The 16,067-nt window shown below is 63.8% G+C and carries 14 protein-coding genes and 1 other RNA gene; 13 read left to right on the forward strand and 2 right to left on the reverse strand.

Annotation, left to right across the window (positions count from 1 at the left end; translation table 11 throughout):
• Positions 1–264: 264 nt before the first annotated feature.
• The 5 genes from ffs (at position 265) to FNZ07_RS22270 (ending at position 5,524) form a co-directional block, all read left to right on the forward strand.
• Positions 265–363, forward strand: an RNA gene (ffs, locus tag FNZ07_RS22250) — signal recognition particle sRNA small type.
• 207 nt (positions 364–570) lie between these two features.
• Entirely contained in the window at positions 571–3,090 is a 2,520-nt protein-coding gene (locus FNZ07_RS22255) for a DNA polymerase III subunit gamma/tau (protein WP_091016449.1), read from the forward strand.
• A gap of 138 nt (positions 3,091–3,228) precedes the next feature.
• Complete coding sequence (locus FNZ07_RS22260; protein ID WP_007182071.1) at positions 3,229–3,555, forward strand: YbaB/EbfC family nucleoid-associated protein; 327 nt, start codon at positions 3,229–3,231, stop codon at positions 3,553–3,555.
• Between the two features lie 92 nt (positions 3,556–3,647).
• Positions 3,648–4,244 carry a recombination mediator RecR gene (recR, locus tag FNZ07_RS22265; RefSeq protein WP_091016452.1) on the forward strand — a complete coding sequence of 199 codons (597 nt, stop codon included), beginning with the start codon at positions 3,648–3,650 and terminating at the stop codon, positions 4,242–4,244.
• Positions 4,245–4,309: 65 nt separating this feature from the next.
• Positions 4,310–5,524 (forward strand): CaiB/BaiF CoA transferase family protein, encoded by a 1,215-nt coding sequence (locus FNZ07_RS22270; RefSeq protein ID WP_091016455.1) that lies wholly within the window; start codon positions 4,310–4,312, stop codon positions 5,522–5,524.
• Positions 5,525–5,646: 122 nt separating this feature from the next.
• On the opposite strand, the gene FNZ07_RS22275 is transcribed toward FNZ07_RS22270, so the two are convergent.
• A complete protein-coding gene (locus FNZ07_RS22275) occupies positions 5,647–6,621 on the reverse strand; it encodes an NADPH:quinone oxidoreductase family protein (RefSeq protein WP_091016458.1) in 975 nt (324 codons plus the stop codon).
• Positions 6,622–6,828: 207 nt separating this feature from the next.
• On the opposite strand from FNZ07_RS22275, the gene surE reads away from it, so the two are divergent.
• The 6 genes from surE to rlmD all read left to right on the forward strand — a co-directional run bounded on the left by surE (position 6,829) and on the right by rlmD (position 12,861).
• Positions 6,829–7,587 (forward strand): 5'/3'-nucleotidase SurE, encoded by a 759-nt coding sequence (surE, locus tag FNZ07_RS22280; RefSeq protein ID WP_091016461.1) that lies wholly within the window; start codon positions 6,829–6,831, stop codon positions 7,585–7,587.
• The gene (locus FNZ07_RS22285) at positions 7,584–8,501 is read left to right on the forward strand and encodes a protein-L-isoaspartate(D-aspartate) O-methyltransferase (protein WP_091016463.1); all 918 of its coding nucleotides are present in this window, start codon (positions 7,584–7,586) and stop codon (positions 8,499–8,501) included. The genes surE and FNZ07_RS22285 overlap by 4 nt, the downstream gene beginning before the upstream one ends.
• Positions 8,502–8,506: 5 nt before the next feature.
• Positions 8,507–9,436, forward strand: a complete 930-nt coding sequence (locus FNZ07_RS22290) for a peptidoglycan DD-metalloendopeptidase family protein (RefSeq protein WP_091016466.1) — start codon at positions 8,507–8,509, stop codon at positions 9,434–9,436.
• 11 nt (positions 9,437–9,447) lie between these two features.
• Complete coding sequence (rpoS, locus tag FNZ07_RS22295) at positions 9,448–10,542, forward strand: RNA polymerase sigma factor RpoS (protein WP_091016468.1); 1,095 nt, start codon at positions 9,448–9,450, stop codon at positions 10,540–10,542.
• A 6-nt stretch (positions 10,543–10,548) separates the two neighbouring features.
• On the forward strand, positions 10,549–11,325 hold the full coding sequence (locus FNZ07_RS22300; protein WP_091016471.1) for a 3'-5' exonuclease: 777 nt from the start codon (positions 10,549–10,551) through the stop codon (positions 11,323–11,325).
• Between the two features lie 138 nt (positions 11,326–11,463).
• A complete protein-coding gene (rlmD, locus tag FNZ07_RS22305) occupies positions 11,464–12,861 on the forward strand; it encodes a 23S rRNA (uracil(1939)-C(5))-methyltransferase RlmD (protein WP_091016473.1) in 1,398 nt (465 codons plus the stop codon).
• A gap of 77 nt (positions 12,862–12,938) precedes the next feature.
• Here rlmD and FNZ07_RS22310 read toward each other — a convergent pair whose 3' ends face one another.
• Positions 12,939–13,736, reverse strand: a complete 798-nt coding sequence (locus FNZ07_RS22310) for an outer membrane protein assembly factor BamD (RefSeq protein WP_091016476.1) — start codon at positions 13,734–13,736, stop codon at positions 12,939–12,941.
• A 128-nt stretch (positions 13,737–13,864) separates the two neighbouring features.
• Between FNZ07_RS22310 and FNZ07_RS22315 the strand changes: the two genes are divergently transcribed.
• The gene (locus FNZ07_RS22315; protein WP_091016478.1) at positions 13,865–15,079 is read left to right on the forward strand and encodes an RluA family pseudouridine synthase; all 1,215 of its coding nucleotides are present in this window, start codon (positions 13,865–13,867) and stop codon (positions 15,077–15,079) included.
• Positions 15,076–15,903: a peptidoglycan editing factor PgeF gene (gene pgeF / locus FNZ07_RS22320; protein ID WP_091016480.1), complete on the forward strand. Its 828-nt coding sequence runs from the start codon at positions 15,076–15,078 to the stop codon at positions 15,901–15,903. The genes FNZ07_RS22315 and pgeF overlap by 4 nt, the downstream gene beginning before the upstream one ends.
• Positions 15,904–16,067: the final 164 nt, after the last annotated feature.

Here is a 16,067-nt window from a genome sequence, read left to right on the forward strand (position 1 = left end):
AAGCGGCCTCGGAAGGGTGCTTGGGTGCCACGTATTGCGGGACATCTGCACGCCAGTTTAGCTTAAATCACTATGTGCTGCCCGCCGTGATAGTAGTCATCAGGGCAGTGGGGTTTCATGCTGCCGACGTGCTGCCACGTTCCTTATCTGGTGATTCCGGAGACAAACACAAGAGGCGCGCAACGAGCGTTGGCTCAACGGTCTTCGCACATTTGCCGCCATTAACTGTCGCGTTGCCGGGGCTCCGATGATACAATTCAACGTGACGGGCCTCCTCGCATGGAGGGGCGGTCAACCTGGTCAGGTCGGGAACGAAGCAGCCACAGCCGTTTTCCACCAGTGCCGAGGGTCAGGCTCGTCACCTTCCTCTTTCTGCTTTGCTTTCCTCCCGGTTTTTCTGCCATTTCCTGCCGCGTCAGCTAGCGTGTCCCCGTGCAGTTTTCTGTTGCTTCGCGATTTCGAACTATCTTTCTATTAGTGAAAATCAATGGTGTGGCGACGTACGCCTGTCTCCCCAGCGGCCGTTTTCGATTCGTCTTTGCGCAGCATCGTTACTGATACAATTTCTCGATGACCTATCAAGTTCTCGCACGCAAATGGCGGCCGAAGGATTTCGCTTCGCTCGTCGGACAGGAGCACGTGGTGCGCGCGCTCACGCACGCGCTCGACGGCGGCCGGCTACATCACGCCTATCTGTTTACCGGTACCCGCGGCGTCGGCAAGACGACGCTCTCGCGGATCTTCGCAAAGGCGCTGAACTGCGAGACCGGTGTTACGTCCACGCCGTGCGGCGTGTGTCGTGCGTGTCGCGAGATCGATGAAGGCCGCTTCGTCGACTACGTGGAAATGGATGCGGCGAGCAATCGCGGCGTCGACGAGATGGCTGCGCTACTCGAACGCGCGGTTTATGCGCCGGTCGATGCGCGCTTCAAGGTCTACATGATCGACGAAGTGCACATGCTGACGAACCATGCGTTCAACGCGATGTTGAAGACGCTGGAAGAACCGCCCGCACACGTCAAGTTCATTCTCGCTACGACCGATCCGCAGAAAATTCCGGTCACCGTGCTGTCGCGCTGTCTACAGTTCAATCTGAAGCAGATGCCGGCCGGCCACATCGTGTCGCACCTGGAACGGATTCTCGGCGAAGAGCAGATCAGCTTCGAGGCCCAGGCGCTGCGTTTGCTCGCACGTGCGGCGGACGGCTCGATGCGCGATGCGCTGTCGCTGACCGATCAGGCGATCGCTTACTCAGCCAACCAGATTACCGAGGACGCCATCCGCGGCATGCTTGGCGCGCTCGACCAGAGTTATCTGGTGCGTCTGCTCGATGCGCTGGCCACCGGCGACGGTGCTGCAGTGCTCGCGGTCGCCGACGAAATGTCGCTGCGCAGCCTGTCGTTTTCGACGGCGCTGCAGGATCTGGCTAGCCTGTTGCATCGGGTCGCGTGGGCACAGTTCGCGCCGGCGTCGGTGCTGGACGAATGGCCGGAAGCCACCGATCTGCGTCGTTTTGCCGACGCGTTGAGCGCGGAGCAGGTGCAGCTGTTCTATCAGATCGCGACGATCGGACGCAGTGAACTGGGCCTCGCGCCCGATGAATACGCGGGCTTCACGATGACGCTGCTGCGCATGCTGGCGTTCGAGCCGGCGCCGGGCGGCGGTGGTGGCGGTGAGGCTGTGCCGGCGGCGCGTGCGCCGTCGGTTGAAGCAGGTGGCAGTCGGCGCGCAACTGCACCGGTGGCCGCCGCTGCGCCGCAGGGTATCGCGCGTCCGGTCGAGCGCGCTGTGCCGGATGACGCGACGCGGTCTGTCAGCGCAGCAGCAGCTTCGGCTGCAACTGCAACTTCGCCGGTGGCTAATACTCAGGCTGACAAGATCGAGCGGGTCTCCGCGCCGACGTTGCCGGCTGTGTCGCGCGAAACCGCGGCGCCAATCGAGGCACCGGCCGCGACAGCTGCAATTGTGCCGACCGACAGTGGAGCGACGCAAACGCCCGCGGCAGACGCGGCGCAAGCAATTGAAACCGCACCGGTCAGCGTCGAGTTAGATTCGCAGCCCGCTCAAGACGAGACATTTGATTCCACTGCGCAGCACGTAGCCGCCGAGCCCGCATCGCGACCGGAACCGGCCGAGGTGCCAGCCGCCGCTTCGCCTGTAGTACCCCAAACAACGCCTGATCTTCCGCTCGCCGCTGCAGAAAACGTACCGGAGGTTGCAGCCGCCGGCGCCGCGCGCCGCGTGGGCGGTGCAAGCGCGGCACTCGACGTATTGCGCAACGCGGGCCTCAAGGTTTCGTCGGGACGCGATCGCGCGAATGCCGCGGCCCAGCCGGCGCCGCCTGCCGTAGCGAAGGCTGCTGCGCCGCGCGTGAATGTGCCGGTGCCGACTCCGCGACCTGCACGCAGTGCGGCACCAGATGGGCCGACCGCACGGTCGCCGGCCACTGGCGGACCGAGCGCCGCCGCACCGCGCTCGGCATCGACACCGCCGTGGGACGACATGCCGCCGGACGACTACGTCCCGGTGTCGCTGGACGATGCGTACTTCGCGCCACCCGACGACGGTTTCGTGCCCGCGTTCGACAACGGCCCCGACGATGTCCGCATGATTCCGGCCACACCCGCGCCCGCTGTTGATACGCGACCGCTGCCACCCGCAATCGCGCTCGATCCGCTCGGCTTCAACGGCGACTGGCCCGCGCTTGCCGCCGGCCTGCCGCTGAAAGGCATCTCGTATCAACTGGCATTCAACAGCGAACTGATGGCGCTGGATGGCACGACGCTGCGCCTGAATGTGCCGGTGCCGCAGTACGCAGAGGCATCGCAGGTCGCGAAGCTGAAAGTGGCGCTGGCCGAACGGCTCGGCCACGCTGTCGATGTGCAGGTCGAAGTCGGACCGGCACGGCGCACGGCCGCCGCGTTCGATGCAGCAGCCCGCGCGCAGCGTCAGCAGGAAGCCGAGCGTGAAATCGGCACCGATCCGTTCGTGCAATCGCTGATCCGCGAGTTCGGTGCGAGCATCGTGCCCGGCTCGATCCGGCCGATTGCACAGGGCACGGCCGCGGGCACGCCGCCGTCCGCACATTAACCGCAGGTACGCCGCTTATAGAGCGTTTGCGTATCTCTTATCCGCCGGCAACTTGTCCCTCCGCGCAGCGTGGAGCGCGGGCAGCGAGACCCGGCAAACCCGAATCACGATTTCATACGATCCAGAAGGAGCACACCCATGATGAAAGGCCAACTCGCCGGGCTGATGAAGCAGGCCCAGCAGATGCAGGAAAACATGAAGAAGATGCAGGAGCAACTCGCGCTGATCGAGGTCGAGGGCCAGTCGGGCGCCGGTCTCGTGAAGGTGACGATGACCTGCAAGAACGACGTGCGCCGCGTATCGATCGATCCGAGCCTGCTCGCCGACGACAAGGACATGCTCGAAGACCTCGTCGCCGCGGCGTTCAACGACGCCGTACGCAAGGCCGAAGCCACCGCGCAGGAAAAGATGGGCGGCATGACTTCGGGTCTGCCGTTGCCGCCGGGCTTCAAGCTGCCTTTCTGATGCTGCACTGAACGGCACGCCGCCTTCGATCCGAAGCGGCGCCGTGCCGCCCAGTCCCTGCGCTTTCTTCCCTCCGACGCCGCCGATATCGCATGAAACAACCTTCCGCCCTGTCGGCGCTCGTCGAGGCGCTGCGCGTATTGCCAGGCGTCGGGCCGAAATCCGCGCAACGCATGGCATATCACCTGATGCAGCACGACCGCGAAGGTGCGGAGAAACTCGGTCGCTCGCTATTGTTCGCGACCGAGCATCTGCAGCATTGCGAGAAGTGCAACACGTTTACCGAAGCGCAGATCTGCGAGGTCTGCAGCGACACGGAGCGAGACACAACGCTGCTGTGCGTGGTCGAAACGCCGGCCGACCAGATCATGCTCGAACAGACCATGACCTACCGTGGTCTGTATTTCGTGCTGATGGGGCGGCTGAGTCCGCTCGACGGTATCGGTCCGAAGGAGATTCATTTCGATCGACTCGTCAGACGCGCCACCGACGGCATCGTGAAAGAGGTCGTGCTTGCCACCAACTTCACGAACGAAGGCGAGGCTACCGCGCACTATCTCGGACAGACGCTCAAGGCGCGCGGCCTGAGCGTCACGCGTCTCGCGCGCGGCGTGCCGGTGGGCGGTGAACTTGAATACGTCGACGCCGGCACGATTGCGCGCGCAATGCTCGACCGACGCTCGCTATAACGGTCGGACCCGGCCGGTACGTCGAGCACCGCAAACCCGCACAACAGACACAGGAACCCAGACAGATGAGCGCGACGAACGCCACGGGTGGCCCGCTTGCGGGCGTGAAGGTACTCGAACTCGGCACCTTGATTGCGGGTCCGTTCGCGGCGCGTTTTCTCGGCGAATTCGGGGCGGACGTGATCAAGATCGAAGACCCGAAGGGCGGCGATCCGCTGCGCAAATGGCGCAAGCTTTATCCGGAAGCGGGCGGCACGTCGCTGTGGTGGGCGGTGCAGGCGCGTAACAAGAAATCGGTGACGGTGAATCTGAAGGCCGATGAGGGCAAGGAGATCGTGCGTCGGCTCGCGCAGGAAGCGGACATCGTGATCGAGAATTTCCGGCCCGGGCTGCTCGAGAAACTCGGTCTTGGCTACGACGTGCTGTCGGCTGACAACCCCGGACTCGTGATGGTGCGGCTCTCCGGCTATGGCCAGAGTGGGCCGTATCGCGACCGGCCTGGTTTCGGCGCGATCGCTGAGTCGATGGGCGGCTTGCGGCATATCACCGGCTATCCGGATCTGCCGCCGCCGCGCATCGGTATTTCGATCGGCGATTCGATCGCTGCGCTGCATGGCGTGATTGGCGCGCTGATGGCGCTGCATCATCGGCAGGTCAATGGTGGCAAGGGGCAGGTCGTCGACGTCGCGCTGTACGAGGCCGTGTTCAACATGATGGAAAGCGTGGTGCCGGAATACGGCGTGTACGGCATGGTGCGGGAACGCACTGGTGCGTCGTTGCCGGGCATCGTGCCGTCGAATACGTACCCGTGTCGCGACGGCAGCATCGTGATCGGCGGCAACAGCGATCCGATTTTCCGGCGCCTGATGCTCGCGATCGAACGCGACGATCTCGCGAACGATCCGTCGCTTACGCACAACGATGGACGTGTGCCGCGCACGGCGGAAATCGACGGTGCGATCGCCGCGTGGCTCGCGTCCCGCACGATCGACGAAGCGCTCGCCGTGCTGAACGCCGCCGACGTGCCGGTCGGACGGATCTACAGCGTGGCCGACATGTTCACCGACCCGCAATACATGGCGCGGCACATGATCCAGCATTTCAAGTGGCAGGACGGCCGCGACATTGCGTTGCCCGGCGTTACGCCGAAGCTCTCGGACACACCTGGCGAGACGCGCTGGCTCGGACCGGAACTCGGTGAGCATACCGACGAGGTCCTGCAATCGCTCGGTTATGACGCGGAGCGCATTGCGCGGTTGCACGCGCAACAGATCGTTTGAGTGGTGTCGGCGCGGGTTGCGTCCGGCGTTTGGCCGCTACACAACGCGCAGCTGACCGGACACGAATCCGCGACGACAGGAATCACAATCCTGGACTCTACGTATCGCGCTGTAACAACCCCCTACGGCACGATGACGATCTTGCCCGTCACACGCCGCTCAGCCATATCGCGCAACGCGCGCCCGGTATCCTCCAGCGCATAGCGCGCCGAAATGAAGGGCCGCAGCTTGCCTTGCTGCATCCACCCCAGCAGTTCCTTGAACGCGGCCGCGTTGCGTTGCGGTTCGCGTTTCGCAAAATCGCCCCAGAAAACGCCGACGAGGCTCGCGCCCTTCAACAACGTGAGATTGAGCGGCAGCTTCGGAATCTCGCCGTTCGCGAAGCCGACAACCAGATAGCGCCCACGCCAACCGATACTGCGAAACGCCGGTTCCGCATAGACCCCGCCGACCGGATCGTAGATCACGTCCGGCCCCTTGCCGTCGGTTAGCGCCTTGATGCGCTCGCGCAGGTCTTCGCGGCTGTAGTTGATGGTTGCATCCGCACCGTGTTCGACACAGGCCGCGAGCTTTTCGTCAGTCGACGCGGCAGCGATGACACGTGCGCCAAGCGCCTTGCCGATCTCGACAGCGGCGAGTCCAACGCCGCCCGCCGCACCGAGCACGAGCATGGTTTCGCCGGCCTGTAGCGCGGCACGATCGACCACTGCGTGATGCGAGGTTCCATAGACGAGCGTGAAGGCCGCGGCCTGCGCGAAATCGATTCCATCGGCGAGCGGAATACACGCGCCGGCAGGCGCGACTGCCTGTTCGGCGAAGCCGCCCGAGCCAGTGAACGCGACGACGCGCGCGCCAGGGCGAACATGCGTCACGCCATCGCCGACTGCACGTACGATACCCGCGACTTCGGAGCCCGGCGTGAACGGCAGCGCCGGCTTGAACTGGTATTTGTTTTCGATGATCAGGACATCGGGAAAATTGACACTCGCGGCCTTCACGTCGATGACGACTTCGCCGGTTTTCGGTTGCAGCTCCGGCAGATCTTCGACGACCAGGCTCTCCGGCGGCCCATATTCGTTGCAGCGAATCGCGCGCATGCTGTCTCCTCAGCGGGTTCTGTTGCCAGCGGCTGGCAGGGTGGATGGCACGGGCATTGGAACGACGCGACGTCGCATGAAATACCCAGCAAGGATCGAGTGTAAAGCAAGCCGAACGACCGTGCGTTTTTATCATGCGAAGGGCCGGGCGCGCATCGTGCAGGACCTGTCGTTCGCGTGCCTTCCTTCCTCGGTTACAATCGTCGGATGCGAATCCTACTCAGCAATGACGACGGTTATCTGGCGCCCGGCCTTGCTGCGCTCTATGAAGCGCTGAAGCCGCTCGCTGACGTCACCGTGATGGCACCCGAGCAGAACTGCAGCGGCGCGTCGAACTCGCTGACGCTGTCGCGGCCGCTATCGGTGCTGCGCGCGCCGAACGGCTTCTATTACGTGAACGGTACGCCCACCGACTCCGTGCACGTCGCGTTGACCGGCATGCTCGATCACACGCCCGATCTCGTCGTATCCGGTATCAACAATGGCCAGAACATGGGCGAGGATACGTTGTACTCGGGTACGGTCGCTGCGGCGACCGAAGGCATCATGTTCGGCGTGCCTGCCATCGCGTTTTCGCTCGTCGACAAAGACTGGGTGCATCTCGAAGACGCGACCCGCGTCGCCGCGGAAATCGTCGCGCATTATCTGCAGGCGCCGTTGCCCGGTCATCCGCTGCTGAACGTCAATATCCCCAATCTGCCGTATGCACAATTGCGCGACTGGCAGGTGACACGGCTTGGCAAACGCCATCCGTCGCAACCGGTCATCCGCCAGACCAACCCGCGCGGCGAACCGATCTACTGGATCGGTCCTTCCGGCAGCGCACGCGATGCCAGCGAAGGCACCGATTTCCACGCAGTCGCCAACGGCCACGTGTCGATTACGCCGTTGCAACTCGATCTGACCCACACTCATATGCTGCCCGCGGCGCGCGAATGGGCGCGCGCCGGGAGCGGTGCTTCATGAGCGGCGAACGCGCGAAGCGCTTTCCGCTGGGGCTCGAGGATCTGGTGCGCGAGCCGCGCAAGCCCGAAGGGCGATCCGGCGAACTGCGCGCGTCCGGTGTGTCGGGCGCATCGGTCACCTCAGGTCACAGCGCGACGGACTCGCGCCCGGGCACGGCACGTGTGCCGTCCGGCGCACGCACGGAAGTTGCGAGCCATCGCGCCGCGCGTCATCCGGTGAAGACACCGGAGCGCAGCACCGCGCCGAATGTCGCCTTGAATGGCGCGCAGGCGCTGACTTCGGAACGGGTGCGCGAGCGCATGGTCGAACGCCTGCGCACGAACGGCGTGACCGATCCGCGCGTGCTGCATGCGATGTCGGTGGTGCCGCGCCACATGTTCGTCGATCCGGGGCTCGCCACGCAGGCTTACGAAGACGCCGCGCTGCCGATCGGTCATCACCAGACGATCTCGAAACCTTCGGTGGTCGCACGCATGATCGAACTCGCGGCAGCCGGCCGGACGCTTGCGAGCGTGCTCGAAATCGGTACCGGTTGCGGCTATCAGGCGGCGGTGCTGAGTCAGGTGGCGCGCGACGTGTATTCGATTGAACGCATCAAACCGCTTTACGAACGCGCCAAGATCAATCTGCGTCCGTTGCGCATCCCGAACATCCGGCTGCATTACGGCGACGGGCGGCTCGGGTTGCCGTCGGCCGCACCGTTCGATGCGATCGTGATTGCCGCTGCAGGGCTTGATGTGCCGCAGGCGCTGCTCGAACAACTGACGATCGGCGGCCGGCTCGTCGCACCGGTCGGCACGCAGGGCGGGCCGGCGCAGGTGCTGACGCTCGTCGAGCGCACCGGGCCCGCGCAATGGCGCGAGTCGCGGCTTGATCGCGTTTTCTTTGTACCCTTAAAATCCGGAGTGATTTGATACCGATGAGTATGTTGCGCGCGATGCAAACAACCAGCTTGAATGTCCGCCTGACCTTAGCCCAGCGTACTGTGTGCGTGGTCGCGCTCTCCCTGTTGACGGCCTGTGCGACACGGCTCGATCAGGCGCCCGTCGTCGATCGTTCCGGCGCGCTCGCTACGCAGGCTGCGCAGCCTGCCGTGCCGCTCGGGCCGCCGCCGCCCGGTTATTACCGGGTGAAGCCAGGTGACACGCTCTACCGGATTGCGCTCGAGAACGGTCAGAACTATCGCGATATTGCGACGTGGAACAATCTCGCCAACCCGAACCAGATCGAAGTCGACCAGTTGCTGCGTGTTGCGCCGCCGGGAGCGAACGTCGCCGGGGTGACGCCGGGTGTCGCGACGGCACCGGTGACGGGCGGCAGTGTGCAGAGCGCGCCGCTCGGTAGCACCGGCGCAGCGACGACCGGTGCTGCAGCGGGCGTGATGCCGGCGCCGCCGCTCTACAGTTCCGATTCGGGCGCTACCGCGACTGTGCCGCCAGCCGGCACAGGTGCAGGTGCTAGCGACGCGGCAGCATCGGGCGGTCCGATCGTCTTTGCATGGCCGGCACGCGGTCCGATCCTCGGTACGTTCGACGACGCTAAAAACAAGGGCGTGAATATCGGCGGCGCAGCGGGCGATGCGGTTACAGCCGCGGCCGACGGTCGCGTGGTTTATGCCGGAAACGGGCTGCGCGGATACGGCAATCTAATTATCATCAAACATGACGCAACTTATCTCACCGCGTATGCACACAACCGTGCTTTGATGGTAAAAGAGGGAGACGCGGTGACCAAGGGGCAGAAGATCGCCGAAATGGGTAACAGTGATTCGGACCGCGTGATGTTGCACTTCGAAGTTCGCCGGCAGGGCAAACCTGTCGACCCGCTGAAGTATTTGCCGCCTCAATAAGCGACACGACCATGCCGAAACCGAAGCGCCGTACGCAGCAAGCCGGGACTGAGAAGGTCAGCCGCGTCACGCGGGTGCCGGCGGATAGCGGCGCCGTTTCGGAACCGGATGACGACAGCGTCGAGGATCTCGATAACGCACGGGAACCCGACGAGGCCGCGGGCGGCATCGACGACGCAGAAGAAACACGTGAAGGCGCGAGCAGCCCCGCGGCGGACGCCGACGATTTCCGCGCAATACTGCAGGCCGAACTCACGGCCGACACGATCCAGCACTACCTGAACCGCATCAGCGTCAAGCCGCTCCTCACCGTCGAGGAAGAGCAGCGCTATTCGCGGCTCGCCAAAGCCGGCGAGTTCGAAGCGCGGCAGGTCATGATCGAGCGCAATCTGCGGCTCGTGGTTAGCATCGCCAAGGGGTATCTGAATCGCGGCGTGCCGCTGCTCGATCTGATCGAAGAGGGCAACCTCGGTTTGATGCACGCGATCGAGAAATTCGATCCGACGCGCGGCTTCCGTTTTTCGACCTACGCGACGTGGTGGATCCGTCAAAGCATCGAGCGCGCGATCATGAATCAGGCACGCACGGTGCGCCTGCCGGTACACGTGATCCGCGAACTGAACCAGGTGCTGCGCGCGAAGCGCCATCTCGAGAAGAACTCGATGAATTCGGGCGAAGCGGCCGAACGGCGCGACGCCAGCATCGACGACATCGCCTATCTGACCGGCAAGACCACCGAAGAAGTCACCGACATCCTCGCGCTGAACGAGCACACCGCATCGCTCGATGCGCCGCTCGATCTCGATCCGGCGAGCAGCCTGCTCGACCTGCTGTCCGACGATCAAAGTCAGTCGCCCGATGCCGAGGTGCAGCATCGCGAGCTGGAGACGCTCACGCGCGCATGGCTTGCGCGGCTCTCCGACAAGCATCGCCACGTGATCGAACGCCGTTTCGGTTTGAATCACATCGAGCCGGCCACGCTCGAAGAACTGGCCGACGAAATGGGCCTGACGCGGGAACGCGTGAGGCAGATCCAGCAGGAAGCACTGGTCCGGCTCAAGCGCTTCTTCGCATCCAACGGCGTGCGCAAGGACGCCGTTCTGTAAATACCGATGACACCGATTCTTGTTTTCGACATCGAGACGATTCCCGATGTCGCCGGCATACGCCGCCTCGAAGATCTGCCTGCCACGCTGACCGATGCCGAGGTCGCCGAGCATGCGTTTGCGGCGCGCCGCGAGAAGACCGGCAGCGACTTTCTGCAGCATCATCTGCAGCGCATCGCGGCGATCTCCTGTGTGTTTCGCGACAATGCGGGCTTTCGGGTGCGCTCGCTCGGCTCGCTGGAAGACGGCGAGGCTGCGCTGATCCAGTCGTTTTACCGCACCATCGAAAAGTACACGCCGCAACTCGTGTCGTGGAACGGCGGCGGCTTCGACCTGCCGGTACTGCATTACCGCGCGCTGCTGCACGGCGTGCGCGCGTCGCGCTACTGGGATCTCGGCGAGGACGATCGCGAGTTCAAGTGGAACAACTACATCAGTCGCTACCATTCGCGTCACACCGACCTGATGGACGTACTCGCGATGTATCAGGCACGCGCGAATGCGCCGCTCGATGCGCTCGCGAAGCTGTGCGGCTTTCCCGGCAAGCTCGGGATGGACGGCGGCCAGGTGTGGCACGCGTACCAGGAAGGGCGTCTCGAAGAAATCCGCAATTATTGCGAGACTGACGTCGTCAATACGTACCTGCTGTACTGCCGCTTCCAGTTGATGCGCGGTGGGCTTTCGCAGGCGGAATACGACGACGAGATCGTCCTCGTGAAGAACTCGCTGGCACTGGAGCCCGCGCCACACTGGGCCCAGTATCTGGCTGCGTTCGAAGCCTGACTCCGCAACCACGTGCTGCGCTGCCCACGGGCCGCGCGCACCGTCAAATCCCCGGCGCCGCCCGCCGTTCGTCTACAATCTCGCCTTCCCCATTAGTCTGTCAGGAAGCTGCAGGTGTCCGAAACTGCCCGTCACCGCATGCGTAAAGGCAAAAGAAAGCCTGCGCAGGCGGCCCCCGCTGCCGACGTCGCCCAAGTCGCGGCCCCCATTCTGGAAATCGATTCGCTCGATATGGAAGCGCGCGGCGTCGGCCGCACGGTCACCGAAGACGGTACGCCCGGCAAGGTGATCTTCGTCGAAGGCGCGTTGCCAGGCGAACGCGTTACCTATGCGAGCTACCGGAAGAAACCGAGTTTCGAACAGGCGGAAGTCGTCGAGGTACTGCGCGAAAGCGTGATTCGCACGAAACCGAAGTGCAGGTTCTTCGGCACTTGCGGCGGTTGCTCGATGCAACACCTCGATGTGCGCGCGCAGATCGCCGTGAAGCAGCGCGTGCTCGAAGACAACCTTGCGCATCTGGCGAAGCTGCGGGCGGAGACCATCTTCCGGCCGATTCATGGACCGTCGTGGGGCTACCGTTATCGTGCGCGGCTCACCGTGCGCAACGTTGAGAAGAAGGGCGGCGTGCTGGTCGGATTCCATGAACGCAAGAGCAGCTACGTCGCCGACATGACGAGCTGCGAAGTATTGCCGCCGCACGTTTCGGCGATGCTCGTGCCGCTGCGCCAGCTGGTCGGATCGCTGTCGATTCGCGACCGCATGCCGCAGATCGAACTCGCGGTCGGCGCATCCGTGACCGCGCTCGTGCTGCGTGTGCTCGAGCCGATCAATGCCGCCGACGAACAGCATCTGCGCGATTTCGCCGACGAATACAAGGTACAGTTCTGGCTCCAGCCGCAAGGACCGGACTCGGTGGTGCCGTTCTATCCGCTCGATGTTCCGCTCGATTACACGCTGCCGGAATTCGATATCCGGATGCCGTTCCGGCCCACCGACTTCACCCAGGTCAATCACCAGATCAACCGCGTGCTGGTAGGGCGTGCGCTGCGATTGCTCGCACCGGCGCGGAACGATCGCGTGCTCGATCTGTTTTGCGGGATCGGCAACTTCACGCTGCCGCTCGCGCGGCTGGCGCGTGAGGTGGTGGGTATAGAAGGCAGCGAGGTGCTCACTACGCGTGCGCTCGAAAACACGCAGGAGAACGGCGTGGCGGGGCATACGTCGTTTGCGTGCCGCAACCTGTTCGAAGTCACCGCCGACGACATCCGCGCGCTCGGTGCATTCGACAAGTACCTGATCGATCCGCCTCGCGAAGGCGCATTGGCCATCGCGAAGGCGCTGGCGGAGATCGCGCAGAGCGGCACCGGGCCGCTGCCGCAACGCATCGTCTACGTGTCGTGCAACCCCGCAACGCTGGCCCGCGATGCCGGCCTGCTGGTTCACGAAGCGGGTTACCGGCTCAAGGGGGCGGGCGTGGTGAACATGTTCCCGCATACGTCGCACGTCGAATCGATTGCGTTGTTCGAGCGCGATTAGCCTGCGGCAGGAGCGGTAAAGAAAAACGCCACGGCGATTGCCGTGGCGTTCTGTTTTGCGGGCGGACTACGTGTGGCCTAGAACTGCCACCACGATTTTTCCTTGCCCGGTCGCGCATGCCCTGTGATATACGGGCTGTCCGGGAAGGTGCCGGCCAGGATGCGCTTCGTGTCGTCGGCCAGTTGCGGCTGGTCCAGCTTCTGATACGACAGCATCATGATGTGCAGTGCGTCTTCGATGGCGGGCGCGTTCTTGTATTGCTGGATGGCCAGCTGCGCGCGGTTGATCGCCGCCACGTAAGCGCCGCGGCGATAGTAGTAATCGGCAGCATGGACTTCGTGCGACGCAAGCGCGTTGACGATGTAGCGCATGCGTTGCGCGGAATCGGGTGCGTACTTGCTGTTCGGGAACCGGTCGACCACGACCTTGAACGCGTCATACGACTCGCGCAGCGACTTCGGATCGCGCTCGCTCATGTCCTGGCCCGAGAAGCGGCCGAACAGACCAAGGTCGTCGTTGAAGTGGATCATGCCCTTCAGGTAATACGCGTAAGGGATGTCCGGATGATCCGGATGCAGCTGGATGAAGCGGTCGACGGCCTGGTCGGCAGCGTCGGTTTCGCTATCCTTCCAGTTGCAGTACGCGACGTTGATCTGTGCCTGCTGGGCGAAATGGCCAAACGGATCGCGACCTTCGAGTGCTTCGAAATATTTCGCGCACTTGCCCCAGTCGCTGCCGTTCATCGCATCCTGGGCCTCCGTATATAATTTGTTATTCGCCCATGTGGCCGTTTCGTCGGTCTTTTGCGGTAGCCCGTGACAGGCCGCCACCAGTACAACGGCCGCTGCGCACGCGATATAGCGGGCCACGTTCATGATCGTCTTTCGGGCCGTAGTCTTCTGGACAGCCGCTTCAGCGGTTGCCGTCCCCAGGCCCGTATTCATAATGGTGTTCAAGGCTCGCATTTCCCAGTCTAGCTTTACGTCCAGGTGACCCAGACTCGATGACCCGCTCTTATACTCCGGTAGCCGCTGCCGGCGTCCAGAATAGCAACGAAGATTATAGCCCAGGTGCAGAGGCCGCCGACGCAGCAGGGGTGGATTCGCTCGACGACGACCTCGCCGGCGACGCGCTGGTGCCGCTTGCGCCGGCCTCCGCGGAGGCCGGATCGGCAGAAACGGCGCCGCGCGTGGTCGCGGTGCCCGCCGAACTTGCCGGTGAACGGCTCGACAAGGTCCTCGCAAAGGTATTTCCGGAATTTTCCCGCAGCCGCCTGCAAAGCTGGATCGAGGCACAACGTGTGCGGGTGGATGGCGCGCCCGCGAAAATCCGTCAACCGGTACCGCTCGATGCGGTCATCGAACTGATTCCCGATCTGCTTCCCGAGCAGCTCGCGTTCACGCCTGAACCCGTGCCGCTGTCGATCGTTTATGAAGACGACACGCTCGTCGTCATCGACAAGCCTGCGGGTCTCGTCGTCCATCCGGCTGCCGGCAACTGGAGCGGCACGGTGCTGAACGGCCTGCTGCATCGTTATGGCGCCGCTGCCGCGGGGCTACCGCGCGCTGGCATCGTGCATCGGCTCGACAAGGAAACGTCAGGCTTGATGGTGGTCGCGCGGACGCTCGAAGCGCAAACCGACCTCGTGCGTCAGTTGCAGGCGCGTACCGTGAAGCGCAGATATCTCGCGCTCGTATGGGGCAACGTGCGGGAAGAGGGCACCATCGATGCGCCGATCGGCCGCGATCCGCGCGAACGCACACGCATGGCCGTGGTCACCAGTGCGGCGGGGAAGCCGGCGCGTACGCATTTCCGGCGCGTCGACAGCACGGTGTGGGAGCGCCAGCCGGTATCGGCGATTCATTGCGATCTGGAAACCGGACGCACGCATCAGATTCGCGTGCATTGCGCGCATATCGGCCATCCGTTACTCGGCGATCCGGTGTATGGCCGTGCCCGCGGCAAGCGTTCGGTGGCGCCGCTGCCGGGCGACTTCGCGCGTCAGGCGCTGCACGCATGGCGCCTCGGCCTGATCCATCCGCAGACCGGCCGTCCGATGCAATGGCGCGCGGCCGTGCCCGACGATATCGCGGCGCTGTCGGAGGCGCTCGGTTTCGGTCAAGGCAATGCGGACGAATACGACGATATGGACGACGACGTTTACGACCAGGACGACGCATCGTTCGATACGCATGACGACGAGGACGATCACGCATGACGCTGCCCGACCTGACGCAGGCCGATATTCTGCAACCCGAATGGCCTGTCGCTGCGCGCGTGCGCGCGCTGGTCACGACGCGTAACGGCGGCGTGAGCGAGCCGCCGTTCGGTCGCTGGCACGATGGCATCGATAGTCCTGGCGGATTGAACCTCGGTTTGCGTGCCGGCGACGATCCGGTTGCTGTTCTTGCGAACCGTGCGCGTCTGCAGCAGTTCGCGGGTATTCGGGAACCCGCGTGGCTTCAGCAGGTTCACGGCGCGGACGTTGTCAATGCCGACGAGGTGCAGCGCAAAGAGGGCGCACCGACGCCGGCAGATGCGAGCGTGAGCAACGTGCCCGGCACTGTTTGTGTCGTGATGATCGCGGATTGCATGCCGGTGCTGCTATGCGACCCGGAAGGCCGGGCAGTGGGCGCGGCACATGCCGGTTGGCGTGGACTCGCTGCGGGTGTCATCGAAAACACGGCGCAGCGGGTTGCGCAACTTGCCGCCGTAGATACGACCGTGCTGCACGCATGGCTCGGTCCGTCGATCGGACCTGCCGCGTTCGAAGTCGGTGTGGACGTTCGTGACGCGTTCATGAACGAGGCCGCTGCTGACGAACGCGACGCAACTGCGCAAGCGTTCGTCGCGCATCCCGATACGCCGGGCAAATACCTCGCCGATCTGCCTGCGCTTGCGCGCGTGCGGTTGCGGCGTATCGGCGTGACGCAAATCGTCGGTGGGGAACATTGCACGGTCACCGAGCGCGAACGTTTCTTCTCCTATCGCCGCGATCGCGACACGGGTCGCATGGCCGCATTGATCTGGCTTGCAGATTGAAATCTGGTGTCGGCGTGTAGACATCGGCGGTGAGGTGGTTTTGCTGCATCGCGTGGCGGCGATGCGCTTTTGCGGTTTCGTGCGTCGTGTGCCTATGCGGTTCGCAAAACAGCTTGTTTCAATAACGCTCAGATGGCCGCATTTTTATGCGCACGAGATTGTCG

The sequence above is a fragment of the Paraburkholderia megapolitana genome (assembly GCF_007556815.1).
In the GTDB taxonomy this organism is placed as follows: Bacteria; Pseudomonadota; Gammaproteobacteria; order Burkholderiales; family Burkholderiaceae; genus Paraburkholderia; species Paraburkholderia megapolitana.

Coding starts and splice junctions, on each gene's coding strand:
- FNZ07_RS22255 (WP_091016449.1), top strand. CDS start 571: ATGACCTATCAAGTTCTCGCACGCAAATGGCGGCCGAAGGATTTCGCT.
- FNZ07_RS22260 (WP_007182071.1), top strand. CDS start 3,229: ATGATGAAAGGCCAACTCGCCGGGCTGATGAAGCAGGCCCAGCAGATG.
- recR (WP_091016452.1), top strand. CDS start 3,648: ATGAAACAACCTTCCGCCCTGTCGGCGCTCGTCGAGGCGCTGCGCGTA.
- FNZ07_RS22270 (WP_091016455.1), top strand. CDS start 4,310: ATGAGCGCGACGAACGCCACGGGTGGCCCGCTTGCGGGCGTGAAGGTA.
- FNZ07_RS22275 (WP_091016458.1), bottom strand. CDS start 6,621: ATGCGCGCGATTCGCTGCAACGAATATGGGCCGCCGGAGAGCCTGGTC.
- surE (WP_091016461.1), top strand. CDS start 6,829: ATGCGAATCCTACTCAGCAATGACGACGGTTATCTGGCGCCCGGCCTT.
- FNZ07_RS22285 (WP_091016463.1), top strand. CDS start 7,584: ATGAGCGGCGAACGCGCGAAGCGCTTTCCGCTGGGGCTCGAGGATCTG.
- FNZ07_RS22290 (WP_091016466.1), top strand. CDS start 8,507: ATGAGTATGTTGCGCGCGATGCAAACAACCAGCTTGAATGTCCGCCTG.
- rpoS (WP_091016468.1), top strand. CDS start 9,448: ATGCCGAAACCGAAGCGCCGTACGCAGCAAGCCGGGACTGAGAAGGTC.
- FNZ07_RS22300 (WP_091016471.1), top strand. CDS start 10,549: ATGACACCGATTCTTGTTTTCGACATCGAGACGATTCCCGATGTCGCC.
- rlmD (WP_091016473.1), top strand. CDS start 11,464: ATGCGTAAAGGCAAAAGAAAGCCTGCGCAGGCGGCCCCCGCTGCCGAC.
- FNZ07_RS22310 (WP_091016476.1), bottom strand. CDS start 13,736: ATGAACGTGGCCCGCTATATCGCGTGCGCAGCGGCCGTTGTACTGGTG.
- FNZ07_RS22315 (WP_091016478.1), top strand. CDS start 13,865: ATGACCCGCTCTTATACTCCGGTAGCCGCTGCCGGCGTCCAGAATAGC.
- pgeF (WP_091016480.1), top strand. CDS start 15,076: ATGACGCTGCCCGACCTGACGCAGGCCGATATTCTGCAACCCGAATGG.